Annotated in this window: 18 protein-coding genes; 12 read left to right on the top strand and 6 right to left on the bottom strand. The window is 70.1% G+C overall.

Annotation, left to right across the window (positions count from 1 at the left end):
* Positions 1–3: 3 nt before the first annotated feature.
* The 5 genes from JWS13_RS18090 (at position 4) to JWS13_RS18070 (ending at position 3,494) form a co-directional block, all read left to right on the top strand.
* Positions 4–1,170, top strand: coding sequence for a pyridoxal phosphate-dependent aminotransferase (locus JWS13_RS18090; protein ID WP_206006855.1), 1,167 nt, complete (start codon positions 4–6; stop codon positions 1,168–1,170).
* 91 nt (positions 1,171–1,261) lie between these two features.
* Positions 1,262–1,549 (top strand): PLDc N-terminal domain-containing protein, encoded by a 288-nt coding sequence (locus JWS13_RS18085; RefSeq protein ID WP_072942926.1) that lies wholly within the window; start codon positions 1,262–1,264, stop codon positions 1,547–1,549.
* 56 nt (positions 1,550–1,605) lie between these two features.
* Positions 1,606–2,025 carry a DUF1707 SHOCT-like domain-containing protein gene (locus JWS13_RS18080; RefSeq protein ID WP_206006854.1) on the top strand — a complete coding sequence of 140 codons (420 nt, stop codon included), beginning with the start codon at positions 1,606–1,608 and terminating at the stop codon, positions 2,023–2,025.
* 105 nt (positions 2,026–2,130) lie between these two features.
* The gene (locus tag JWS13_RS18075; RefSeq protein ID WP_206006853.1) at positions 2,131–2,727 is read left to right on the top strand and encodes a PepSY domain-containing protein; all 597 of its coding nucleotides are present in this window, start codon (positions 2,131–2,133) and stop codon (positions 2,725–2,727) included.
* Between the two features lie 86 nt (positions 2,728–2,813).
* Positions 2,814–3,494: a DUF998 domain-containing protein gene (locus JWS13_RS18070; protein WP_206006852.1), complete on the top strand. Its 681-nt coding sequence runs from the start codon at positions 2,814–2,816 to the stop codon at positions 3,492–3,494.
* Here JWS13_RS18070 and JWS13_RS18065 read toward each other — a convergent pair.
* Entirely contained in the window at positions 3,481–5,004 is a 1,524-nt protein-coding gene (locus tag JWS13_RS18065; RefSeq protein WP_206006851.1) for an alpha/beta fold hydrolase, read from the bottom strand. The two genes, JWS13_RS18070 and JWS13_RS18065, sit on opposite strands and share 14 nt — an antisense overlap.
* 99 nt (positions 5,005–5,103) lie before the next feature.
* Here JWS13_RS18065 and JWS13_RS18060 point away from each other — a divergent pair, with 99 nt between their 5' ends.
* From JWS13_RS18060 to JWS13_RS18050, 3 genes are all read left to right on the top strand, one after another.
* On the top strand, positions 5,104–5,733 hold the full coding sequence (locus tag JWS13_RS18060; RefSeq protein WP_087557852.1) for a TetR/AcrR family transcriptional regulator: 630 nt from the start codon (positions 5,104–5,106) through the stop codon (positions 5,731–5,733).
* A 22-nt stretch (positions 5,734–5,755) separates the two neighbouring features.
* Positions 5,756–7,177: an adenylosuccinate lyase gene (gene purB / locus JWS13_RS18055; RefSeq protein WP_087557742.1), complete on the top strand. Its 1,422-nt coding sequence runs from the start codon at positions 5,756–5,758 to the stop codon at positions 7,175–7,177.
* A gap of 74 nt (positions 7,178–7,251) precedes the next feature.
* The gene (locus JWS13_RS18050; RefSeq protein WP_160099670.1) at positions 7,252–7,665 is read left to right on the top strand and encodes an HIT family protein; all 414 of its coding nucleotides are present in this window, start codon (positions 7,252–7,254) and stop codon (positions 7,663–7,665) included.
* A gap of 37 nt (positions 7,666–7,702) precedes the next feature.
* Here JWS13_RS18050 and JWS13_RS18045 read toward each other — a convergent pair whose 3' ends face one another.
* Complete coding sequence (locus JWS13_RS18045; RefSeq protein WP_206006850.1) at positions 7,703–8,446, bottom strand: NRDE family protein; 744 nt, start codon at positions 8,444–8,446, stop codon at positions 7,703–7,705.
* A 180-nt stretch (positions 8,447–8,626) separates the two neighbouring features.
* On the opposite strand from JWS13_RS18045, the gene JWS13_RS18040 reads away from it, so the two are divergent.
* On the top strand, positions 8,627–9,466 hold the full coding sequence (locus tag JWS13_RS18040; RefSeq protein WP_206006849.1) for a pyruvate, water dikinase regulatory protein: 840 nt from the start codon (positions 8,627–8,629) through the stop codon (positions 9,464–9,466).
* A gap of 11 nt (positions 9,467–9,477) precedes the next feature.
* On the top strand, positions 9,478–11,859 hold the full coding sequence (ppsA, locus tag JWS13_RS18035) for a phosphoenolpyruvate synthase (RefSeq protein ID WP_206006848.1): 2,382 nt from the start codon (positions 9,478–9,480) through the stop codon (positions 11,857–11,859).
* 72 nt (positions 11,860–11,931) lie between these two features.
* On the opposite strand, the gene JWS13_RS18030 is transcribed toward ppsA, so the two are convergent.
* The 4 genes from JWS13_RS18030 to JWS13_RS18015 all read right to left on the bottom strand — a co-directional run bounded on the left by JWS13_RS18030 (position 11,932) and on the right by JWS13_RS18015 (position 16,039).
* A complete protein-coding gene (locus JWS13_RS18030) occupies positions 11,932–12,354 on the bottom strand; it encodes a nitroreductase family deazaflavin-dependent oxidoreductase (protein WP_087557851.1) in 423 nt (140 codons plus the stop codon).
* Between the two features lie 86 nt (positions 12,355–12,440).
* On the bottom strand, positions 12,441–14,093 hold the full coding sequence (locus tag JWS13_RS18025; protein ID WP_206006847.1) for a (2,3-dihydroxybenzoyl)adenylate synthase: 1,653 nt from the start codon (positions 14,091–14,093) through the stop codon (positions 12,441–12,443).
* A gap of 36 nt (positions 14,094–14,129) precedes the next feature.
* On the bottom strand, positions 14,130–14,900 hold the full coding sequence (locus JWS13_RS18020) for an SDR family oxidoreductase (protein ID WP_206006846.1): 771 nt from the start codon (positions 14,898–14,900) through the stop codon (positions 14,130–14,132).
* Positions 14,897–16,039, bottom strand: a complete 1,143-nt coding sequence (locus JWS13_RS18015) for an isochorismate synthase (protein WP_206006845.1) — start codon at positions 16,037–16,039, stop codon at positions 14,897–14,899. Before JWS13_RS18015 ends, JWS13_RS18020 begins: the two co-directional genes overlap by 4 nt.
* 182 nt (positions 16,040–16,221) lie before the next feature.
* Between JWS13_RS18015 and JWS13_RS18010 the strand changes: the two genes are divergently transcribed.
* The gene (locus JWS13_RS18010; RefSeq protein WP_206006844.1) at positions 16,222–24,024 is read left to right on the top strand and encodes a non-ribosomal peptide synthetase; all 7,803 of its coding nucleotides are present in this window, start codon (positions 16,222–16,224) and stop codon (positions 24,022–24,024) included.
* 104 nt (positions 24,025–24,128) lie between these two features.
* Entirely contained in the window at positions 24,129–25,166 is a 1,038-nt protein-coding gene (locus JWS13_RS18005) for an ABC transporter substrate-binding protein (RefSeq protein WP_206006843.1), read from the top strand.
* The last annotated feature ends 36 nt before the right edge of the window (positions 25,167–25,202 follow it).

Genomic DNA, 25,202 nt, shown 5'->3' with positions numbered 1-25,202 from the left:
GGGGTGCGTCCCGAATCCCAGCGGTCCAACATCCAGACCTTCCACGTGATGGACGTGTGGAAGGCCGCCACCGAACGTCAGCGCACCCACGGCGACGTGCTGACGCTCGCGGCGGGGCAGCCGTCCACGCCCGCGCCGCAGCCGGTCCTCCGCGCCACGCGGGAAGTGCTCGACGGGCACCTGCTCGGCTACACGGAGACGTTCGGGATCCTGCCGCTGCGGGAGGCGATCGCCGGATATCACGCCGGCAAATACGGAATCGACGTCGACGCCGAGGACGTCGTCGTGACCACCGGTTCCTCCGGCGCGTTCACGCTGCTGTTCCTCGCCGCCTTCGACGTCGGCGACACCGTCGTGGTCGCCCGCCCCGGCTACCCGGCCTACCGGAACACGCTCGCCGCGCTCGGCTGCAACGTCATCGAGATCGACTGCGGAGCCGACACCCGGTTCCAGCCGACGGTCGCGATGCTCGACGCCCTGCCCGAGCCGCCCGCCGGGCTGATTGTCGCGAGCCCCGCCAACCCCACCGGCACCGTCATAGACCCCGGCGAACTGGCCGCCCTCGCCCGCTGGTGCGACGCCCACGGGACGTTGCTGATCTCCGACGAGATCTATCACGGCATCGGATACGGCGAGCAGGCGATGACCAGTTCGTGGGAGACGTCCCGCGAATCCGTCGTCGTCGGCTCGGTGTCCAAGTACTTCTCGATGACGGGCTGGCGGCTGGGCTGGATGCTGGTCCCCGAGGGGCTGCGCAGGCCGTTGCAGCGGCTGGCGTCGAACATGACGGTGTGCCCGCCCGCCATCTCGCAGTACGCGGCGATCGCGGCGTTCACCGAGGAATCGAGGGCCGAACTCGACGGCCACGTGCAGCGCTACGCCGTGAACCGGGAGCTGCTGCTGACCGGTCTCCCGGAGCTGGGCATCGCCGACCTGGCGCCCGCCGACGGGGCGTTCTACGTGTACGCCGACATCGGGCACCTGCTCGGCGGAACCCACGGCGCGACGTCGACGGAATGGTGCTCGCGGCTGCTGCAGGACACCGGTCTGGCGCTGGCCCCCGGCATCGATTTCGACACCGTCCACGGAGACAAGACCGTCCGGCTGTCGTTCGCCGGATCCACGGCCGAGGTCCGGGAATCCCTGGTGCGACTGGGCCGCTGGCTGTAGCCGTAGTTCGCTCTTGCGGCGGCGTCGCAGCAGTTGTTCGATGGACTTGGGCGCACTGCGTGTTCGGGCGCGCCAGGCAAGGAGAACGGCGATGCTGTACGTCGCGTTGCTCGCATTCGTGTTGTGGGTCCTGTGCTTCGCCGACGCCGTCACCACCGACGACGACCAGTTCCGGAACCTCTCGAAGGAGGGCTGGCTGGTGATCGTGCTGCTGCTTCCGCTCGTCGGCTCGGTGCTGTGGCTGGTGGCCGGGCGGCCGCAGAAGATTCCTCGTGATCGGCTGCCCGCCGACCCGGAGGAAGCCGAGTTCGTGCGGCGGTGCCGGGAACGCGCGGAGGAACAGCGCCGGCAAGGTTTCCACGGGCGCGACCAGGAATAGAAGGCCTACACTGTGGCTAGGATTACAGTGTTACAAACCAGGCGCGAGGCGACGACATGAGCGAGATCAGTCATCCACAGCCACCCCTTCCTGGCGGAGTCCGCATCGGGACCGTGGAGCGGGAGCAAGCAGCAGCGGCACTCGCCGAACATTTCGCAGCCGGACGGCTCGAGACCGACGAGTTCGACGCGCGGGTGCAGGCGGCGTACCTCGCCAAGACCGCCGGCGACCTCGTGCCGCTCTTCGCGGATCTTCCGGACAAGCAGCGCTTCACGTCCGAACCCGAACGGGTGCGCGTGCGACGCGACCCGCGGCGGGAGGCGGCGGCGCTGCGGGTACTCGTGTTCGTGGTGGCCATTCTCGCCGCGATCCTGTGGGTCGCGCTGGTCCGCGTCCCCCCGCTCGTCTTCCTGCCCATCATCTGGCTCGTGCTCGCCCGGCGCAGCTTCGGGCGGCGGTCGTGCCGGGCGTGGTGAGGGTCTGACTCGCGCCGGGAAGTGGCGAAAACTACCGCGAGGTCGGTTGTGGCTCCCGTACTCTGACAGGCAGGTTTGACGCCGTCGAGCGATCGAGGAGCCACGATGACCAGCAGAATTGTGCGCTGTGCGAGCCTGATCCCGGTAGTCGCGGCCTCCGCGCTGCTGCTGGGCGGATGCGGTTCCGACAGCAGCGACAGCCCGTCGACCTCCGCCAGTGCCACGACGTCGGCCACGGCAGCGATGACGTCGTCCCCCATGACCACGAGCGCCGCAGGGGCCGCGGCGGTCACCAAGGAACAGGCGGAGCAGACCGCTCTCGCGACGGTTCCGGGCGGCACGGTCGTGAACTCGGAGCAGCAGCAGCGGGACGGTAAGCCGGTGTGGCACGTCCACATCCGCGATGCCAAGGGCTGGGACTACGACGTCAACGTCGACGCGGCGACCGGCACGGTGGTGTCCGACAGCCAGGACGGGCAGACCACCACGACCGCCGCACCCGCACCCCCCGCAGGCGCGGTAACCCAGCAGCAGGCCGAGCAGATCGCTCTCGCGACGGTCCCGGGTGGCACGGTCTCGAATTCGGAGCAGCAGCAGCGGGACGGTAAGCCGGTGTGGCACATTCACATCCGCGATGCCAAGGGCTGGGACTACGACGTGAACGTCGACGAGGCGACCGGAGCTGTGCTCCCCGACAACTGAATGGGTAGAACGACTCAGGTGATCGCCTCGGAAGATGGGTGAATTACCCGATGTCCGGGCGGTGACGTCGCCCTAGCGTCGAGGTCATGGTCACCACGTCAGTTCGTCTGTCACACCCCGACTTCCAGTGGTGGGCGGCCCGCGCGGGCGTCGCGGGTCCGGTGCTGTTCACCGCGGGATTTCTCGTCCAGGAGACGTTCCTCCGGGACGACTACAGCCGGATCGCCGACCCGATCAGTGCTCTCGAGGCGGACCCGAGTGGCTGGATCCAGCAGCTGAACATCCTGGCCTTCGCCGTGCTGTTGACGATCTTCGCGGCCGGACTGCACCGTGGCATCGCGAACACGCGGTACGGCTGGACAGGGCCCGCTCTGCTCGGTGTGGCAGCGCTGGGGCTGATCCTCGCCGCGGTGTTTCCGTTGCGCGAGGATCCGGCAGGGGAGCCCTACGATCCGGGCCATCACGTGATCGCGGGGGTCACGTTCTTCTCCTGCAGTGCGCTCGCCCTGGCTGTGCTGTCGCACCGGTTCGCCGCCGATCCGCGGTGGCGTGGCCTGGCGCGCTACGTCGGGGTCGCCGGGATCGTCGGTCTGGGGTGTTTCGTGTTGCTCGGCCGGTTCGCGATGCCGGGCGGCGCACCGCTGCACGAGATCGCCGGGCTGCTCCAACGCATGACAATTCTCGCCGTGACGTTCCCGGCGCTGGTGGCGATCGCCCTGCGGCTCCGCCGCCTCGCCAGCCGGCCTCCGGCTCTCACCCGGTCGTGAACACCGGCATCTGCACCCGCGTCAGGCAACTCGTGTCGTAGCCGCCGGTCGGCTGCTCGAGGAAACCGACCGTGACGGCAGGGGCGCAGTCCGAGGACTGCAGCACGTCGTGGCCGAGCCCGGGAAACTCGAGCACCTCTGACCGCGACAGGGTGGCGGCAGCGATGCGCGCCTGCGACGGCGGGGTGACAGCGTCGAGCGACCCGGTGAGGAGCAGGGTCGGCACGGCACTTCCCGTGGGCTCGTGCACGCCGGCGTCGGACGCGGGCACGTCCCAGACATCGCAGTCGTCGAAGATCCGGGCGGCCTGCGGCACCAGCGACAGCACCGCGTCCGGGAAGTCCGGAAGCGCCCGCTTCGCGGTGGCGGCAACCTGCTCCCGGTCGGTGAACGCCGTCTGCTCGCCGCAGAACACCCCGAACGTCAGTCCGTAGCCGATGAGGCCGGGCGGCGTCACCGTGCCGAGCAGTGCGGTCGCGGCCGGGACGCCGTCGCCGGTGGCGGTCGCGTGGACGAGCGCCGGGAGTCCGGCGTAGTTGCCCGGCGCGAGGCTCTGCTGAATCACCAGATTCGCGAACGTGTACCCGTCGAGCACGACGCGCCTGCCGGACAGGTCGACGGTCAGCGGCGCGGCGGCCAGCCGGTTCACGGTCGCGGTGAATTCGTCCTCCAGACCCGGGTACGCCGCGGCGCACGCCCGCTGGGCCGCGCACGCGTCGAACAGTGCCCGGAAGCCCTCGGCGGCGCCCGGCCAGAAGCCCTCGATGATGTTGTTCTGCGTCGGCACGACCGAGTCCAGCACCACGCTGCGGATGCCGTCCGGGTGGTCGCGGAGCACGGTGAGCGCGAGGTCGGTGCCGTACGAGACGCCGTAGACGTTCCACTCGTCCAGGCCGAGCGCCACCCGCAGATCCGCGACGTCGGCGGCATTCTCCGTGGTGTCGTACGCGCCGAGGTCGTAGCCACCCCCGGCGACCCGGTCGCGGCAGGTCCGGGTGGCCTCGGCGTCGAGCGGGGCGGTCGCCGGATCGAGCGGGCTCAGACCCGTCTGCGCCGCCTGGAACTCGTCGATCTCGGGGCATGCCAGGAAGGGGTCGGAATGCATGGTGCCGCGCTGGCCGAGGAACAGGACGTCGCGGTCGCGGTTCAGCCCGAGCGGCGCGACCTGGGCGGCGCTCGCGAGCGCGGGCCCGCCCGGACCGCCCGTGAGATAGACGAGCGGGTCGGGGCGCGGGGTCTGAGACGTGGCAGCGAGCCGCGTCACGGCCAGTTCGATGCGTCGTCCGTCCGGACGGGAGCGGTCCTCCGGCACGGTCAACGTGCCGCAGCTGAACTCGGCGCCGAGGTCCAGTTGCGGCAGTCCGGGGACGTTCGGCGACGGGCACGCGGCGGCGGTGAAGACGGCCTCCGGATCGGGTGCCGCATCGCCGTTGGACCCGCACGCCGACGCCAGGACCATCGGCGCCGCCGCCGCACATCCCAGGGCCAGCATCCGCACCGACACCCGCATCGTTCCGACGCTACGCGGGTGCGCGCCGCCACCCACATACTTCGCGGTCTGTCGCCCAATCCGCCCTGGTGCGGCACCCGCGGCTGGCAGGATGAATTGGTGTCATCCGCGGCAACTCCGAAGGGCGAACGGCGCCGACAGGCGCTGGTCGAGGCTGCCGCCGACCTATTGCTCGAGGGTGGATTCGACGCGGTCCGGCACCGCTCGGTGGCCACCCGCGCCGACCTTCCGCTCGCGTCGACCACCTACTACTTCGAGTCCCTGGACGACCTGATCGCGAAGGCCGTCGAATGCAACGGCAACCGCGACCTCGCGGTCATGCGCGGCCGCGTCGAGGACGTCACGCATCGGCGCCGCGGCCGTGAGTCCACCGTCGACCTCCTCCTCGATTTGCTCGTCGGACCGGCCCTGATCAGTGAGGACTGCCGCGAGAGGCTGATCTCCCGGTACGAGCGGTTCACGGCCTGCGCGCGTCGCCCCGAACTGCGGGAAGTCCAGTTGCGGTTGCGCGCGCAACTGGACGACGTCCTCACCGAGGCGCTGCGGCGCTCCGACCGCGACGTCCGGCAGGAGCAGCTCCGCCGACTCGTCGCCGTCGTCGACGGAGCCGTGGTCACCGCGCTCGGCGAGCACGACGCCGACCTGCGGGCCCTCGCCCGGGCGATGCTGCTCGACGTCGTCGACGTCGTCGCGCCCGCCCTCGACCGGCCGGACCACGTCGAGCTGTAGCGCCGCCGTAAACTGAGGACTCGTGAGCCGCATCCCGAACGTCCTTGCCAACCGTTACGCCAGCCCCGAACTCGTCGAGTTGTGGTCGCCCGAGCACAAGATCATCCTCGAGCGTCAGCTGTGGATCGCCGTGCTGCGGGCCCAGGCGGAACTCGGGATCGACGTGCCGGCCGAGGCGCTCGCCGACTACGAACGCGTGCTCGAGCAGGTGGACCTCGACTCCATCGCCGACCGTGAGCGCGTCACCCGCCACGACGTGAAGGCCCGCATCGAGGAGTTCAACGCCCTCGCCGGCCACGAGCAGGTCCACAAGGGGCTGACCAGCCGCGACCTCACCGAGAACGTCGAGCAGCTGCAGATCCTGCGGTCGCTCGAGCACGTCCACGCACACGGTGTCGCGGTCGCGGCCCGGCTCGCCGAGCGGGCCGCCGAGTACAGCAGCCTCGTCATGGCAGGCCGGTCGCACAACGTCGCGGCGCAGGCCACCACGCTCGGCAAGCGGTTCGCGTCCGCCGCCGACGAACTGCTCGTCGCGCTCACCCGGCTGCGCGAGCTGATCGACCGCTACCCGCTGCGCGGTATCAAGGGCCCCATGGGCACCGCACAGGACATGCTCGACCTCCTCGACGGCGACGCGTCCAAGCTGGAGGCGCTGGAGCAGAAGGTCGCCGAGCACCTCGGCTTCTCCCACGTGTTCACGAGCGTCGGCCAGGTGTACCCGCGGTCGCTGGACCACGACGTGCTGTCCGCGCTGGTACAGGTGGCCGCCGGGCCGTCGTCGTTCGCGCACACCATCCGCCTGATGGCAGGCCACGAACTGGTCACCGAGGGCTTCCAGCCCGGCCAGGTCGGGTCGTCGGCGATGCCGCACAAGATGAACACCCGCTCCTGCGAGCGCGTCAACGGACTGCAGGTCGTGCTGCGCGGCTACGCGTCGATGGCCGCCGAGCTGGCGGGCGCGCAGTGGAACGAGGGTGACGTGTTCTGCTCGGTGGTGCGCCGCGTCGCGCTGCCGGACGCGTTCTTCGCGATCGACGGACTGATCGAGACGTTCCTGACGGTGCTCGCCGAATTCGGCGCCTACCCCGCCGTCATCGAGAAGGAACTCACCCGGTACCTGCCGTTCCTCGCCACCACCAAGGTCCTGATGGCCCTGGTGCGCGCCGGAGTGGGCAGGGAGACCGCGCACGAGGTCATCAAGGAACACGCCGTCGCCGTCGCGCTGGCGATGCGTGAGCAGGGCAAGGAGCCCGACCTCCTCGACCGTCTCGCCGCCGACGACCGCCTGCCCCTCGACCGGGCCGCCCTCGACGAGGCTCTCGCGGACAAGAAGGCGTTCATCGGTGCCGCCGAGGCGCAGGTCGCCACGGTCGTGGCGCAGGTGCAGAAGCTCGTCGACGCCAACCCCGAGGCGGCCGCGTACCAGCCGTCCCCGATCCTGTAGGCGGCTTCGCCGCCCGTGCGTGCTTGGCGAGTGCCTGCACTCCTTAACCACGCACAAGCACCGGAGGTGCCTACGTGAACTGCATTTTCTGCGAGATCGTGTCGGGCCGATCCGATGCCAGCGTCGTGCACGAGGACGAGAACGTGCTGGCGTTCATGGACATCCGGCCGTGGACGTCCGGGCATCTGCTGGTGGTCCCGAAGCGGCATGCGAGTGGGCTCGCCGACCTCGACCCGGGCGACGGTGCGGCGGTGTTCGCGGTGGGGCAGCGTCTCGCGACCGCGTTGCGGCACGGGCCGATGCGGGCCCAGGGTGTCAACCTGTTCCTGGCCGACGGGATCGCCGCCGGCCAGGAGGTCTTCCACGTGCACCTGCACGTGGTGCCCCGCACTGCCGGTGACGGATTCGGGCTGCGCGGAATGCCGAAGTCGCCGAGCCGGATCGCGCTCGACCAGACGGCGGGGGTCATCCGGTCCTCCCTCTCCTGAGGTGAGCGGCAAAGCGTGCGGGAGCACACTTTGCCACTCACGTGGGGAGAGGGCCGCTCTCGTCGAACCGTCGCTCGGTGATGTCGTAGGTGCCGTCCGCCCGGACCCGCAGCACGGTCGACGCCCGCGTCCCGTACTCGCCGTGGCGGATGAACCGGGACGACAGGGCGCGTTCGAGTTCGGGTTCGATGCCCGTATCCGGCAGTGCGTCCCACGGTGCCGGGTCGCTGTCGGCGAGCACGTCGAAGTACGCCCCCGGATCCGATTCGGGGCTGCCGTCGTCGGCGGCGAGCGCGGCGGCGAACGCCTGTTTGCCGCCCGTCACCTTCGGCCACGGGGTGTCGAGTTCGGCGTTGGACAGGCCGTGGACGCCGGGTTCGACGCGCTGCCTGCGACCGTGGGGCCGGTTGGTGACCCACCACAGTTCCGCGGGATCGCCGACGAGCAGGTTGAAGCTGCCGTACTCGGCGCCGGTCGCGGCCACCTGTCCGGCGTGGTCGGCGGGTGAGAGCCGGCCGCGGAGGAAGTCGACGGGCAGGTCTCCGCGGGACCGGGCCCCGGTCGCGGGGGCGCCGTCGCGGACGTTGGTGACGGCCGCGAACCGCAGGGCGTCGGAGATGCCCATCCACGTTCCGCCCGCGAGCAGATCGCGGCCCGCGACGAAGCCGTCGTCCCAACGGCGCAGCGGTTCGGTGGGACGGGCGTAGAACTCGTCGCGGTTGGCCGCGACGACCAGGGGGAGGTCGGGGCGGGTATGCCAGGCGAACAGGACCAGGCACATACGGACGTCTCCTCGTCACTCTCGGCTACACGGTTGCAGGCCCGAGCGTAGCCGCGGAGATGTTCCGCGACCTCCGTGAACACCTCATCAACGGCCCGTTACGCGACCTGCCTGACAGCTCGAAAAGCGTCTACGAAAGGATGGAGCCCACCGTGTGACGGCGACGATAGGAATGGACCGGTGACTGAGACGTATGCCGGTGACACGATCCCGGTTTTCTTCCTCTCGGACAGCACCGGGATCAGCGCGGAGACCATGGGCAACGCCCTGCTCCTGCACTTTCCCGACCACCGGTTCGAGCGGACAGTGATCCCGTTCATCACCACGCCCGACGACGCCCGCGAGGTCGTGCGCAGGATCGACGCCACGATGGACCGCGGCATGACACCCCTGGTGTTCGTCACGGCCGCGCTCGATGACGTTCGTCACGAATTGCAGCGGACCCGCGCACCTGTGATCGACTTCTTCGACATGCACATGCAGCAGGTCGAGTCCATCCTCGGCACCCGGGGCGCCCGGACCCCCGCGCGCCTGCACGGCGTGGGCGATGTCAAGCGCTACAACGCGCGTATGCAGGCCGTCGAGTACGCGATCGAACACGACGACGGCCAGAGTGTCCGCACGCTGGACAAGGCCGACGTGATCCTGGTTGCGCCGTCGCGCTGCGGGAAGACCCCGACGACCATGTACCTCGCACTGCAACACGGACTTCGTGTCGCGAACTACCCTCTGGTCGACGAGGATCTTGTGAGCACCGACCTGCCACGCCCCATCCTGCATCTGCAGGACCGCTGCTTCGGGATGATCACCACCGCGGCTCGTCTCAGCGCGGTCCGGACGGAACGTCGCCCAGACTCGACGTACGCGTCGCTGCGCCAGTGCGCTTACGAACTCAAGCGTGCGGAGGCGCTGTACCGCACGCACGACCTGCCCGTCATCGACTCGTCGGCCAAATCCGTCGAAGAAATGTCCACACTCATCCTGCAAGTGCTCGCACGCAGGGCCCACCGTCACGATTGAGGAGCCCGTCCATGAACAGCAACATCCGATGGTTCGCCGACCTCGGCCTCGCCGATCTCGAGCAGGTCGGCGGCAAGAACGCGTCTCTGGGCGAGATGGTGCGCAACCTGACCAACGTCGGGGTCCGGGTCCCCAACGGCTTCGCGACGACCGCCGACGCGTTCCGCCGATTCGTGAATCAACCGAGCGCTGCGGGCACCGTCCTGGCCGAGAAGATCAGCGCGCGGCTCGCCGAACTCGACACCGACGACGTGCAGGCGCTGGCCGAGGCGGGCCGCGAGATCCGCGCGGCGGTCATGGAGCAGCCGTTCCCGACCGATCTCGAGGCCGACATCCGGACGGCGTACGCGGAGCTGTCGGGCGGATCGGACGACGCGTCGTTCGCCGTGCGGTCCAGCGCGACCGCCGAGGACCTTCCGGACGCGTCCTTCGCCGGGCAGCAGGAGACCTTCCTCAACGTGCGCGGCGTCGACGCGATCCTGCAGGCGATGCACGAGGTGTTCGCGTCGCTGTACAACGATCGCGCCATCGCGTACCGGGTGCACCACAAGTTCGACCACGACGCCGTCGCTCTGTCCGCGGGCGTGCAGAAGATGGTGCGCTCCGACATCGGCACGTCCGGGGTCATGTTCACCATCGACACAGAGTCGGGCTTCGCCGACGCTGTGTTCGTGACCTCCTCGTACGGCCTGGGTGAGGCCGTCGTCCAGGGTGCGGTGAACCCCGACGAGTTCTACGTGTACAAGCCTGCCCTGCGCGCGGGCCGTCCTGCGGTTCTCAAGCGCGGCGTCGGATCGAAAGCGACCAAGATGGTTTACACCGCCGACCGCTCGGTCGGCCGGACGACGGAGTTCGTCGACGTCGAGCCCGTGGATCGGCGACTGCTGAGCCTCACCGACGCGGAGGTCGAGGCGCTCGCCCGCCAGGCGCTGCTGATCGAGGAGCACTACGGGCGTCCGATGGACATCGAGTGGGGCAAGGACGGCGTCGACGGCGAGCTGTACATCCTGCAGGCGCGTCCGGAGACCGTGCAGTCGCGGGCCGCGGTGACCGGCCAGCAGCGGTTCCGGCTCAACGAGACCGGCACGGTCCTCGTCGAAGGCCGGGCGATCGGCGCCCGCATCGGAGCCGGCGCCGTCCGGGTGCTCGAATCGGTGGAACAGATGCACGAGTTCCAGGCCGGTGAGGTGCTCGTCGCGGACATGACCGACCCCGACTGGGAGCCGATCATGAAGCGCGCCAGCGCCATCGTCACCAACCGCGGTGGCCGCACCTGTCACGCCGCGATCATCGCCCGCGAACTGGGCGTTCCCGCCGTCGTCGGTACCGGTGGGGCCACGCGGTCGCTCACCGCCGGTCGCGAGGTGACGGTCTCGTGCGCGGAGGGCGACACCGGTTACGTGTACGAAGGGCTGCTCGACTTCGACGTCACCGAGTCCTCGATCGAGGCGATGCCCGAGATCAGCACCAAGATCATGATGAACGTCGGTACCCCTGAACAGGCGTTCGCATTCTCCCGCCTGCCGAACAGTGGTGTCGGACTCGCGCGCCTCGAGTTCATCATCAACCGCCAGATAGGTATCCACCCGAAGGCCCTGCTCGACTTCGACACCCTCGACGGGCCGCTGAAGGAGCAGATCGGTGAGGCGATCGCCGCCTATCCGGGCGCCCGCGAGTTCTTCGTGGACCGGGTCGCCGAGGGCGTCGCGACGATCGCGGCAGCCTTCGCGCCGCATCCGGTGATCGTGCGCATGTCGGACTTCAAGTCCAACGAGTACGCGAAGCTCGTCGGCGGCGAACTCTACGAGCCCGAGGAGGAGAACCCGATGATCGGCTACCGCGGCGCGTCGCGGTACCTGTCGAAGGACTTCGCAGACTGTTTCGCCATGGAATGCGCCGCACTGAAGTACGTCCGCGACGAGATGGGCCTGACCAACGTCAAGATCATGATCCCGTTCGTCCGAACCCTCACCGAGGCCGAAGGTGTCATCTCGCTGCTGGCCTCGCACGGCCTTCGCCGCGGCGAGAACGGACTCGAGGTCATCATGATGTGCGAGGTGCCTTCGAACGCGGTCATCGCCGACGCGTTCCTGGACCACTTCGACGGGTTCTCCATCGGATCGAACGACATGACGCAGTTGACGCTCGGGCTCGACCGCGACTCCGCGCTGGTCGCAGACTCCTTCGACGAACGTGACCCCGCTGTGAAGCACATGCTCGCAGCGGCGATCTCGGCGTGCAAGGCGCGCGGCAAGTACGTGGGTATCTGCGGGCAGGGGCCCAGCGACCACGTCGATCTCGCCGAATGGCTGCTCGAACAGGGCATCGAGTCCATGTCGCTGAACCCGGACACCGTCGTCGACACCTGGACACGCTTGGCCACACTCGGCTGAACCGACCGCTCCCAACGCACTTCGCGCCGCGGAGTGCGTTGGGAGTGACGGTCCTTCAGCCGCGACGGCAGGTCACTCGAGCACGAAGACCGGGATCCGTCGTTCGGTCTTGGTCTGGTACTCCGCATACGGCGGAAAAGCGGCCACCGCCAGCTCCCACCAGTGCTCGCGCTCGGCGCCGTCGATCTCACGCGCGGTGAGGTCGCGAACCGTCGCCCCGTCCTGCACCGAGATCTGCGGGTGCGCCTTCACATTGAAGTACCACGACGGGTGGCCGGGTGCGCCGCCCTTGGACGCAACCATCGCGTACCTGCCGTCCTCCTCGACCCGCATCAACGGGACGTAGCGCTTCTTGCCGGACTTCGCCCCGGTGGTGGTGAACAGGACGATCGGGCGGTCCAACACCTGGACGCCGTCGGTCGTACCCTGTTCCAGGATCTTCTCGGTCTGGTCACGTACCCACCCCTCGGGGCTGAGTTCTGGCTGATCGCTCATACTCATCGCCAACGCCTCCGGGGCGCTCGCCATTCCCCGTGCGCGAAAACTCTCGGCGAAGCCGTGCCGGCGTCAATCGGCCGGCGTCACGACGTGACGAACGTCTTCTCCAGTGCCCGGCGCAGTTCGGATTTGCTGATCTTGCCGACACCGGTGACCGGGAACTCGTCGACGAACACCACCTTGTCGGGCACCTTGTAGTCGGCGAGTCCGCGGCCGCGGACGAACTTCTTGAGTTCGACGGCCTTCGGCTGCTCACCCTGGACGACGACGAACGCGCAACTGCGTTCGCCGAGGTACTGGTCGGGCATCGACACGACCGCGACGTCGGCAACGGCGGGGTGCGCGAGCAGGTGGTTCTCGACCTCTTCCGCGGCCACCTTCTCGCCGCCGCGGTTGATCTGGTCCTTCGCGCGGCCCTCGACGACGAGATAGCCGTCGTCGGTGAGGCGGACGATGTCGCCGGTGCGGTAGAAGCCGTCCTCGGTGAACGCCGTCGAATTGTGTTCGGGGGCCCGGTAGTACCCGCGGATGGTGTAGGGGCCGCGGGTGAGCAGATGACCGGACGTGCCGCTCGGGACGGGTTCGCCGTGGTCGTCGACGACGCGCACTTCGTCGTCGGGGCTGATCGGCCTGCCCTGGGTGGTGACGATCGTGTCTTCCGGGTCGTCGAGCCGGGTGTAGTTGACCAGGCCCTCGGCCATCCCGAAGACCTGCTGCAGCGTGCACCCGAGTTCGGGGCGCACCCGCTTGGCGGCCTCGGCGCTGAACTTGGCGCCGCCGACCTGCAGCACCTCGAGGCTCGAGATGTCCCGTTCGGTGCGGGCGGCGGCGGACAGCCACGCCAACGCGAGCGGCGGCACCAGCGACGCGATCGTGACGCCCTCCCGCTCGATGAGCGCGAACGCGGTATCGGGGCTCGGATCCGGGGCGAGCACCACGCGGCCACCGGCGTGCAGCACGCCGAGGATGCCCGGGGAGCTCATCGGGAAGTTGTGCGCCGCAGGGAGAACGACCAGCAGACGGGTGTTCTCGTCGATGCCGCAGATGCGGTCCGACTCACGCACCGAGTACAGGTAGTCGGTGTGGGTGCGGGGGATCAGCTTCGACACCCCGGTGGTTCCGCCCGAGAGCTGCAGGAACGCCACGGATTCCGGACCTGCCGCCGGTTCGTCGGAAATCGGGTCCGCCGACCGCAGTTCGTCGAGGGAGGTGAATTCCTCCGCGTCGCCGGCCACGAAGACTCTCGGCGGGTTCTCCGCCGACGCCACCACGTCGCGGGCGAGCGTGCGGTAGTCGAAGCCGGCGTGCGTGTCGGTGACGACGTAGGCCGCGGCGTCGGCGAAACTGCAGAAGTAGGAGATCTCCTGGGAGCGGTGCGCGGGCAACGCGAACACCGGCAGGGCGCCGAGCCGGAAGACCGCGAAGATCACCTCGACGTACTCGACGATGTTCGGCAGTTGCACCACCACGCGGTCGCCGGGCTGCACCCCCGACGACTGCAGCCCGGCGGCGAGCCGGTCGGCGCGGTCGGACAGTTCCCGGTAGGTGATCGCGCGGTCGGTCCCGGACGCGTCCGGTCCGGTCACGGCGATCGCGTCCCCGAATCGCTCGGCGCGGGCGCCCAGAAACTGCTGGAACGTCTCGTCCGTCCAGTACCCGGCGGCACGGTAGCGTGCGACGATTTCGGCGGGATAGCCGGTGGTGGTCTCCAGGGGAGCGCGAACGCTCGTGGTCATCGAAAGTCCTTTCACGGGCATGGCTGTTCGGGGCCGTCAGGCTTGGAGGGTAGCGCCGCCGTCGACGTAGAGGGCCTGCATGGTGATGTGCCGCGCCCGGTCCGACAGGAGGAACTCGACGGAGTCGGCGATGTCGGCGGCGTCGGCGATGCGGCCCAGCGGGATGCCGACCTTGAACGAGCCGAGGTCGCCGTCGATCGCGCCGCGCGCCCCGGTGTCGTCGGCGGGGTCCGACCACAGCGACCGCTGCATCGCGGTGTCCGTCGAGCCGGGGGCGACGATGTTGGCGCGGATCCCGTATTCGGCCAGTTCGAGGCCGAGCACCCGGACGATCATTGCGACGGCGGCCTTGGACGCGCCGTACGCGCCCATCCCGGTGCGGGGGACGCCGGCGGCATTGGACCCGACCACGACGATGGAACCGGCTGAGCGGTCCCGCATTCCGGTGCCGACGGCCCGCAGCACGTTGACGAGACCGGTGACGTTGACGTCGAACACGCGCTGCCAGCTCGCGGGATCGGCGTCGAGCACCGACCCGGTCTCGAGTATCCCGGCCACGTGCGCGAGGGCGGTGACGGGACCGTGCTCGTCCTCGATCCGGCGGACGGTGCCGGTGACGGCGTCGGCATCGCGGATGTCGATGACGGCGGTGCCGAGCGGAGGAGTGTCGAGCAGTGCGGCGGTGGCGGCGAGGCCCTCGGCGTCCCGATCGAGCAGTACCAGGCGGTGGCCGGACCGCGACAGGGTGACGGCCGTGGCCCGCCCGATGCCCTGCGCCGCCCCGACGACCAGTGTCGTGCCGCTCATCGGGGAAGTCCCAGTGCCGCGAGGACGGTGCCCAGTTTGGTTGTGGTCTCGGCGAGTTCGTCGTCCGGTTCGGAGGCGGCGACGATGCCCCCGCCCGCGTAGGCCGTGACGGTGGTGCCGTCGGCGTCGATCTGCGCGCACCGGATGGTGACCATCCATTCGCCGTCACCGTCGGCGTCGGCCCAGCCCACGGCGCCGGCGTAGAAGCCGCGGTCGCCCTCGAGTTCGCCGATCAGCGCACGCGCGGCGTCGGTGGGGGTGCCGCACACGGCCGGTGTCGGGTGCACGGCGACGGCGAGGTCCAGTGCGGTCACCGAGCGGTCCCGCAGCCGTCCCGCCACGGGTGTGCCGAGGTGCCACAGTTGCGGGGTGCTGGTGAGGGTGGGCCGGTCGGGGATGTCGAGTTCGGTGCAGAACGGTTCGAGGCTCGCGCGCAGCGCGTCGACGACGAGGGCGTGCTCGCGCAGGTTCTTCTCCGAGGAGGCGAGGTTCTCCGCTGTCTGCCGGTCGATCTCGGGGTCGGCGTGCCGGGGAGCCGAGCCGGCGAGGGGATGGCAGGTCACGGTGTCGCCGTGGCGGCGGATGAGCACCTCCGGGCTCGAGCCGACGAGGTGCCGACCCGACCAGCCGGGGCCCGCGGCGCTGAGGTCGACGCTGAAGCCGTTGCCGCCGAGGTCGTTCGCGACGAGCCTCGCGAGCAGCGTGTGCGGGTGCAGCGGTTCCTCGGCGTGCAGGACGACCGATCGGGCGAGCACCACCTTGTGCAGTGCGGCTTCCGGTTCGCGCAGCACGTGGATCGCGGCGGCGACGCGGGCGAGGTGCTCGTCCTCCGGCGGGACCGACGCGCCGGGGCGCACGTGCGGAAGCGCCCGCAGGCGAGGAGTCCAGCTGCCCGGGTGATGTCGCAGCGTCTGCGGTGCGACCAGCGCGGCGGGGTGCGACGGGTCGAAGGCGAGCGCGCCGGCCACCGAGGTGACGGTGCCGCTCTTCAGGGCAGCGGCGGCGTCGCGGGCGGAGTCGAACCCGGTGCGGATGCCGTCGGCGATCACGGTGCCGTGCGGGCGGGAGAGGACGAACGGCGCGCCCGGCGGAAGATCCGCCGAAGTCTCTGCGGACTCGGCAACGGCCGTCGATTCCATGTGTGATCACCTCTCGATTACGGACAACTCGGACACGCTCGGTGCGGTGGGGGCACCGCGACCCAGACCTTATACGGTAAGGCTAACCTTTGGTATTGTTCCCATTCGCCCGGCGCTCGCTTTGCAGGCCGTGATGTCCATTCGGACAGTTGAATTCGTCACCGAGAAGAGGATGTCAATTCATGTCGACCGCCGCAGTGCCCTTGACGCGTGCCCAGTCGGGCGTATGGTTCGCCCAGCAGTTGACCCCGGACAACCCCGTGTTCAACACGGCGGAGTGCATCGAACTGCGTGGATCCGTCGACCTGGCCGCCGCTGCCCGTAGCGTCCGGGGCGCCGCCGACGACGCGGAAGTTCTCACCGCCGGGTTCGGCGTGGAAGCCGACGGAACGGTGTTCCAGTATCCGGGAGCCCGCCCGCTCGCCGAACCGGTGCGCGTCGATCTGAGCCACTCCGAGGACCCGTGGGCCGCCGCGCAGCAGTGGATGGCCGACGACGTCGCGGGCGTCATCGATCCGCTCACCGACCCGTGTGTGCGTGCCGCACTGCTCGTTCTCGCCGACGACTGGGTCGTCGTGTATCTCTGCGTCCACCATCTGGTCATCGACGCGTACGGTTTCGGCCTCTTCTCCCGGCGGATCGCCGAACGCTACACCGCGGATCTGCGCGGCGACGACGTGCCCGCGTCGAAGTTCACCCCGGTCGGGCCGGTCGTGCAGGAAGAACTCGACTACCGGGACACCGCGGAATTCGCCGCGGACCGCGAATTCTGGTCCGGCTACCTGTCCGACGTCGACGAGGCCGTCCTCCTGGGCGGGGACGGCGACAACCCCAGCGACGGATCCGGGGGGATCGCCCGCCGGTCCCGCGCCGTGCGGTGGACGCTCACCGCCGACCAGCAGCGGGGTCTCAGCACGGTCGGCAAGGCGATGTCCGCGAGTTGGGGCGACGTCGTCACCGCGACCGTCGTCGCCTACCTGCGGGCCGCCACCGGCCGTTCCGACCTGACCATCGGCTTCCCGGTGATGAACCGACTCGGCAGCGCCTCGATGGGTGTGCCCATGTCCGCGGTGAATGTCGTTCCGCTGCGGCTGCAACCGACGGCCGCGCACACGCTCGGCGACCTGATCGGCGACGTCCGCTCGGCGGTGGCCGAGTGCCGGGCGCACTACCGGTACCGCGGCGAGGACATTCAGCGTGACCTGCGGCTCCCCGCCGGTTCCCGCGGCGTGATCGGACCGTCGATCAACGTCAAACCGTTCGGAGATCGGCTGCTGTTCGGCGACATTCGCGGTGGGGTGCACTCGGTCGCGCGCGGGCCGTTGCAGGACTTCATGGTGACGGTGCGGCCCCTCGACGCCGTCGGCGGTCTCGAGGTGTGGGTCGACGCGGACGCCGACACGTTCACCGAGGCCGACCTCGGCGTCCACGCCGACCGCCTGCAGCGCCTGTTCGCGGCGGTCGCGGATCTGCCGAACGGCGCCGGACCCGCGGTCCCGCTCGCCCGCCTCCCGATCCTCTCCGACGCGGAACTGCAGCGGGTGCTGCACGAGTGGAATGCATCCGACCTGCCGGTCCCGCCCGGACTGACGCTCGTCGACCTGTTCCACGCCGTCGTGGACCGCGACCCGGACGCGCAGGCCGTCGTCGACGCGGACACCACCCTCACGTACGGCGAACTGGAGGCGCGGGTCGGGCGGCTGGCCCGGCACCTGCTGTCGCACGGGCTGGGCAGGCACCGGCGGGTGGCCGTCGCGCTGCCCCGGTCGGTCGACACGATCGTGGCGCTGTTCGCGGCGCTCGAGGCCGGCGCGACCTGCATCCCCCTCGACCCCGACCATCCGGCCGAACGCCTCGGTCACGTTCTCGCCGAGACGGCACCGGGATGCATCCTCACCGGTGGCGACGCCACGTCGCGCATCGCCGAGATCGCCGCGGCGGCCGGGCTGTCCGAGCCGGTGGTGCTGGACGACGCCGCCCTCGCCGCGACGCTGACCGCTCTGCCGGGGGACCGTCTGTCCGACCTCGAGCGTGGACGCCGGATACACGACCTCGAAACCGCGTACATCATCCACACCTCCGGTTCCACCGGGCGGCCGAAGGGTGTGGAGGTGCCGCATCGCGGTGCGGTCAACCTGTTCCACAGTCACCGCCACCACGTCTTCTCCCGGGCCTGCGCGGCGGCGGGGAAGTCCCGGCTGCGCGTCGGTCACGTGTGGTCGTTCTCGTTCGACGCGTCCTGGGGCCCGCACCTGTGGATGCTGGGCGGGCACTCCCTGCGCATCGTCGACGAACTGACCCAACGTGATCCGGAACAACTCGCGGTCCTCGCCCTCGCCGAGGGCTGGGACTTCGTGGAGCTGTCGCCGTCCCAGCTCGAGCAGGTGATCGACGCCGACCTGTTCCCCGCGGGCAGCGTGCCGACGGTCGGGTTCGGCGGCGACGCCGTCACCGACCGGCTGTGGGAGCAACTGCGCGGCAGGCACGGCGAGGCGTTCAACTTCTACGGCCCCACCGAGGGCACCGTCGACGTCCTCGTCGCCGCCGTCGCCGACAGCGCGACGCCGGTGATCGGGCGGCCCGTCGCGAATCTGCGCGCCTACGTGCTCGACCGCAGCCTCGCCCCGGTGCCGCCGGGGGTGGACGGCGAACTGTACGTGACCGGACCGGGTGTGGTGCGCGGCTACCTCGGGGCACCCGGGCTCACGGCGGGACGGTTCGTCGCCAATCCGTTCCCGGGCGGGGAGTCCCGCATGTACCGCACCGGTGACGTCGTCCGGTGGGTGCCCGACGCGGACGGGAACTCCGCGCAGATCGTGTACCGCGGACGCGGCGACAACCAGGTGAAGATCCGCGGCTTCCGGGTGGAACTCGGCGAGGTCGAATCCGCGCTGACCCGGCTGCCGGGGGTGACGCGCGCCGTCGCGGTGGCCCGCACCGACAGCAGCGGCGTGTCGCAACTCGTCGCGTACCTGCTGGTCGACGAGGACGCGGAGGTCGCGGCCTTCGATGTCGCGGCGGCGCGGGCGCAGGTCGGGCAGTGGCTGCCGGCGTACATGGTGCCGTCCGCGTTCACCGTCCTCGATGCGCTGCCGCTCACGTCCAACGGCAAGCTGGACCGGAAGGCGCTGCCGGACCCCGACTTCGGAGCGCTGGTCACGTCCCGGCCGCCGTCCACCGAACTCGAGGCCGGACTGTGCGACATCGTCGCCGGGGTGCTCGGTCTGCCGTCCATCGGCATCGACGACGACTTCTTCCTGCTCGGCGGGCACTCGCTGTCCGCGGCGAAGGTCATCGCGCGGGCCCGGGACCGGCTCGGTGTGGAACTGAGCATCCGGACCGTCTTCGACAACCCGACCGTGGTGGCGATGACGGCGCAGTGCGCCGAGGACGCGACCGGTCCCGGCCGGCCCCCGCTGGCGCCCGTGGCACGCACCGAGACGATGCCGCTGTCGTTCGGGCAGCAGCGGCTGTGGTTCCAGTTCCGGTTGGAGGGACCCAGTCCCACCTACAACGTCCCGGTGACGATGCGGTTGCACGGCACGGTCGACGAGACCGCCCTGCGCGGCGCGCTCGCCGACGTCCTCGCCCGGCACGAGACGCTGCGCACCGTCCTGACGGACGTCGACGGCGTGGGCTGCCAGCGTGTGCTGGCCGACGTCCCGACACCGCTGGTCGTGGAGAACGTGACGGCGGCGGAACTCGACACCAGGCTCGTTGCGGCCGCCCGGCACGGCTTTGACCTCGAGACCGAGATCCCGATCCGGCTGCGGCTGCTGCGCGTATCGCCGGAGGAATCGGTGCTGCTACTGCTCGTGCACCACATCGCGAGCGACGAACTGTCCACCCCGATCCTGCTGCGCGACCTGGGCGCGGCCTACGAGGCGCGCACCGGATCGGGGACGGCCCGGCCCGAGCCGCTGCCGGTCCAGTACGCCGACTTCGCGGTGTGGCAGCGCGACCTGCTCGGCGACCCCGCCGACCCGGACAGCCTGTCCGCCAAGCAGATCGGGTACTGGAGCGAACGGCTCGCCGGTCTGCCCGAGGAGCTGACACTCCCGGTCGACCGGAGCCGCGCACCGGTCGCGACGTTCGAGGGCGCGCACGTCGAGCACACCCTCCCGCTCGACACCGTCACCGCGCTCCGCGCCCGTGCCCGCGAGGCCGGCGCGACGATGTTCATGCTCGTGCACACCGCCGTCGCGGTGGCACTGTCCGGTAGCGGTGCGGGCGAGGACATTCCGATCGGCACCCCCACCGCCGGCCGGCCGAGCACGGAACTCGACGAGCTGGTCGGGTTCTTCGTCAACATGGTGGTGCTGCGCACCGACCTGTCCGGCGACCCCACCCTCGCCGAGTTGCTCGGCCGCGTCCGGGCGACGGACCTCGCGGCGTACGCGCATCAGGACGTGTCGTTCGACCGGCTGGTGGAGGCCCTCAACCCGGAGCGCAGTGCCGCCCGGCACCCGCTGTTCCAGGTGCTCGTGCAGCACCAGGCGCCGCCGCCGGTCAGCCTGTTCGAGGAGTTCGCGCCGGAGGTGTCGTTCGTCTCCAACGACACGGCGATGTTCGACCTGACGTTCGACGTGATCGACGAGCCGGACGGATCGATGCGCGTCCGTGTCGATTACGCCCGCGACCTGTTCGACACCGCGACCGCCGACGCGCTCGCGGCGCGCACCGTCCGCGTGTTCGAGGCGCTCGCCGCGGATCCGGGTGTCCGGATGTCCGCGGTGGAATTGCTGTCCGGGCAGGAACGGTCGTGGCTCCGCCGGGGCGGCACCGACACGGCCGTGGCCGCGGACGGCGCCGTCACCCTCGACGTTCTGTTCGCCCGCCAGGTGGCACGCACCCCGGACGCTCCCGCCCTGGTCGGCAGGGAACGGGAACTGACGTTCGCGGAACTGGATTCGCGTGCCAACCGGATCGCGCGGCACCTGATCGACGGTGGTGTCGGACCGGAGTCCGTCGTCGCGCTCATGCTGCCCCGCGGGATCCCGGTGATCGTCTCGATCCTGGCCGTGTGGAAGGCGGGCGGCGCGTATCTGCCACTCGACCCCGACTACCCGGCCGAGCGGCTCGCCTACATGCGGGACGACGCGACCCCCGCACTCGTGCTCGACCAGGCGACATTCGACGCGTGGTCGGCGAGCGAGGTGTCCGACGCACCGATCGCGCCGCACGAACGCCGCGGCAGCACCACTGCGGACAATGCCGCGTACCTCATCTACACGTCCGGTTCGACCGGCCGGCCGAAGGGCGTCGTCGTCCCGCACCGCGGTATCGCGGCACTGCTTGCCACACAACACGAACGCACCGTCGGGGACGCGTCGGCCGAGCGACTGCGCGTGCTGCTCACGTATTCACTGGCCTTCGACTCGTCGGTCGATCCGCTGCTGTCGATGCTCGGTGGTCACACCCTCCACCTGCTGGAGTCGGACCTGCTCGCGGACTCGGCGGGCATCGTCGACTACGTGCGGCGGCACCGCATCGACGCGGTGGACTGCGTGCCGCTGCTGATGAGCGAACTGATCGCGGACGGGCTGATCGACCCTGCCCACCACCGTCCCACCGTCCTCGCCGTCGGCGGCGAAGCCGTGCCCGCGGACCTGTGGACTGCGCTCGGCGACGCGGCGGCCGACGGCATCCGGTCGCGGAACATGTACGGGCCCACCGAGGCCACCGTCGACGCCGCGGTCGCGGACATCCTCCCGGGCGCCCGGCCGACCATCGGCACCCCCGTCGTCGGTGGCCGCGCGTACGTCCTGGATCGGCGACTGCGGGCGGTGCCGCCCGGCGTGCCGGGCGAACTGTACGTCGGGGGACCGGGCGTGACCCGTGGTTACCTCCGGCGTCCCGGCCTGAGCGCCTCGCGCTACGTGGCCGATCCGTACGGCGGCCCGGGTGAACGCCTGTACCGGACCGGGGATCTGGTGCGGTGGTCCGCGGACCGGACGCTCGAGTACCTGGGCCGCGCCGACGACCAGGTGAAGATCCGCGGGTTCCGCGTCGAACTCGGGGAGATCGAACAGGTCCTCGCCCGGCATCCGGGGGTGGACGCGGCCGTGGTCGTGGCCCGGGAGGACGATCCCGGCCGCAAACGCCTCGTGGCGTACGCCGTGGGCCGCGACCTCGACACGGAAGCGCTGCGCGCACACGTCGCGGCCGCACTGCCCGACTACATGGTGCCCGCCGCGACCGTCCTGCTGGACGAGTTGCCGGTGACCCCGAACGGCAAGGTGGACCGGAAGGCGCTGCCCGCGCCCGACTTCTCGGCGCTCGGCACGTCGAGGGAAGCCGCCACGGACCTCGAGCGCCGGCTGTGTGCCGTCGTCGCGGAGATCCTGCGACTGGACACCGTCGGACCCGACGACGACTTCTTCGTGCTCGGCGGCGACAGCATCGTCTCGATCCAGCTGGTGTCGAAGGCGCGGGCCGCCGGTCTGCGCTTCACCGCGCGGGACGTGTTCGAGCACAAGACCGTCGCCGGACTGGTGCGGGTGCTGGAGATCGACGCGGCCGAGGTGGACGAGGCCGAGTTGGAAGCGTCGGCGGCGGGCCGGATTCCGGCCACCCCGATCGTGCACGACCTGCTCGAGCGCGGCGGCCCGTACACGAGGTTCGCGCAGTCCCGGCTGCTGACCGCACCGGCAGGCCTTACGGTAGAGGCGCTCGAGGCGGCGGTGCAACGCGTGCTCGACGTCCACGACATGCTGCGGGCCCGGTTCGACGGCACGGAGTTCGACGTGCCCCCGGTCGGCTCCGTCCGGGCCGCGGACGTCGTCTCGCGGGCGGACATCGACGGTCTCGGATCCGCCGAGCGGGAACGTGTCGTCGCGGAGACTACCGAACGTGCCTACGCGGCCCTCGATCCCGGGGCCGGGGTCATGGTCCGGGTGGTGTTCTTCGACGCGGGCGGCGGCGCCGGTGGCCGCGTCCTGATGGTGATCCACCATCTGGTGGTGGACGGGGTGTCGTGGCGCATCCTGGTGCCGGACCTCGCGGCCGCCTTTGCGGGGAAACCGATTTCGAGGTCGGGCACGCCGTTCCGGCTGTGGTCGGCGGGGCTCGCCGAGCAGGCCGCGGGCCGCGCCGGGGAGCGGCCGCTGTGGCAGCGCGCGACCGCGGACGGCGCCCACCGGGTCCGGCTCTCCTCCGGCCCACTCGATCCGCGGCGCGACACCATCGACGCGACCGCGCGGATCCAGGTCGAGGTGCCGTCCACGGTGACCGAGGCGTTGCTGACGACGGTGCCGGAACGCTTCCACGCGAAGGTCGACGACGTGCTGCTCACCGCACTCGCGTTGACCGCCGCCCGGCACGGCGGCGGCGCGGTCCCGGTGGACCTCGAGGGCCACGGACGTGAGGAGCAGGCCGTCCCCGGCGCGGATCTCGCCCGCACCGTCGGCTGGTTCACCACCCTGTACCCGGTGCTCCTCGACGCGCAGGGCATCGATCTGGGCGACGCGTACGCCGGCGGCGCCGCGGCCGGTGACGCCCTCAAACTGATCAAGGAACAGCTGCGCGAGATACCGGACAGCGGAATCGGATTCGGCATGCTGAAGTACCTGCATCCCGACGCGACGGCAGACGCAGGAGGGTCGGCGGCACCCGAGATCGGGTTCAACTACCTGGGCCGGTTCACGCTCGGTGAGACCGACGGCGGCGACTGGTCGACGGCACCGGAAGGGGCCGCGCTCGGTGGGGCCACCGACGTGGCCATGCCGGTCAGCCACGCCCTGGAGATCGGTGCGCTGACGGAGGAGTCGGACGACGGCCCGGTGCTGCGCGCCACGTGGGGGTACAGCCCGTCCGTCCTGTCGGAGGCACTCGTCGCCGAACTGGCCGAGGGCTGGGTCGCCGCGCTGACGGCGCTCGCCGGGCACGCCGGTCTGGCGACCGCGGGCGGGTACACGCCGTCGGATCTGACTCTGGGCGAATTGGATCAGTCGGAGATCGACGAATTCGAGCTCGAGTTCCAGTAACCAAGAGTTGGTAAATCGTAGGTATTGGCGAGGATGGCTGCTTCGGATAGCCTAACCAACCGAGCCCGGGCAACTGTCCGGCAATTCGAGATGCGGAGTGGGTCATGCAGTTGAAGGAACTGTCGCGGTTGCGCCAGGCGGTGGTTTTGGGTGCGACGGCAATCTTGGCCGTCGGAGTCGTGGGCTGTAGCAGCTCCGACGACAGCGCCGGCAGCGACTCCGGCGCCACCTCCTCGGCGGCGGTCAGCTCCGAGAAGCGGACGTTCGAGGCGCAGAACGGCGCTATCGAGATCCCGGCCGAGCCGCAGAGCATCGTCGCCTGCGGATATGCGGTCCTTCCGCTGATCCAGGCCAAGGCGAACCTGTCCGCGGTGTGCGAGTGGACCCGCGAGGTCGACAACATGGACGCCGAGACGAAGGCCGCGTACGACGCGTTGCCGAAGGTTGCCCAGGACGCGGACATTTCGACTCTCAACTACGAGGGTGTGTCCGCAGCGAACCCCGACCTGATCATCATGGGCGTCCCCGCACGTGCACAGTCGATGGTCGACATGGACAAGCTCCAGTCGCTGGCCCCGGTCGTCTTCCTCGGACCGAAGGCTCCCGGAGAGTGGCGCACGCTCGGCGAGCAGTTCGCTGACGCCGCCGCTGTATCCGACAACTACGGCGAGTTCAAGCAGCAGTACGACGACAAGGCCGCGCAGATCGCCGCGAAGTACAAGGATTCGCTGGGCACGCTGACGTTCGGCGGTGTCTGCGACACCTGCGCCGGTGACCCGGGCGAGTTCTACCGTGAGTTCGCGTCGTCCTACACCACCAACCTGTTCGACGACCTCGGGCTCCAATTCCCCGGTCAGCCCGCCGATCCGGCAAACGTCCACGGTGAGTTCGTGTCGACCGAGCAGATCGCGGCCGGCCTCGGCACCGTCGACGTCATCGTCTACGGCGTCGGCCCCGACGGTAAGGTCAGCCCCGAATTGCAGGCCCTGATGGACTCCCCGCTGTGGAAGTCGCTGCCCGCCGTGCAGGCAGGCAACGTCGTGCCGGTCCAGCACGCTCTGGCCGCCACCTACCAGACCGCCCTCCTCGCACTCGATTCCATCGACGAGGGACTGTCGAAGCTGCCCGCCAACAAGCAGTAACACAGTCGGGTTCGGCCCCCGGGTCCATTCGGGCCC

The organism is Rhodococcus pseudokoreensis, assembly GCF_017068395.1.
Lineage (GTDB): Bacteria > Actinomycetota > Actinomycetes > Mycobacteriales > Mycobacteriaceae > Rhodococcus_F > Rhodococcus_F pseudokoreensis.
This window is presented reverse-complemented; position numbering and strand designations above follow the sequence as displayed.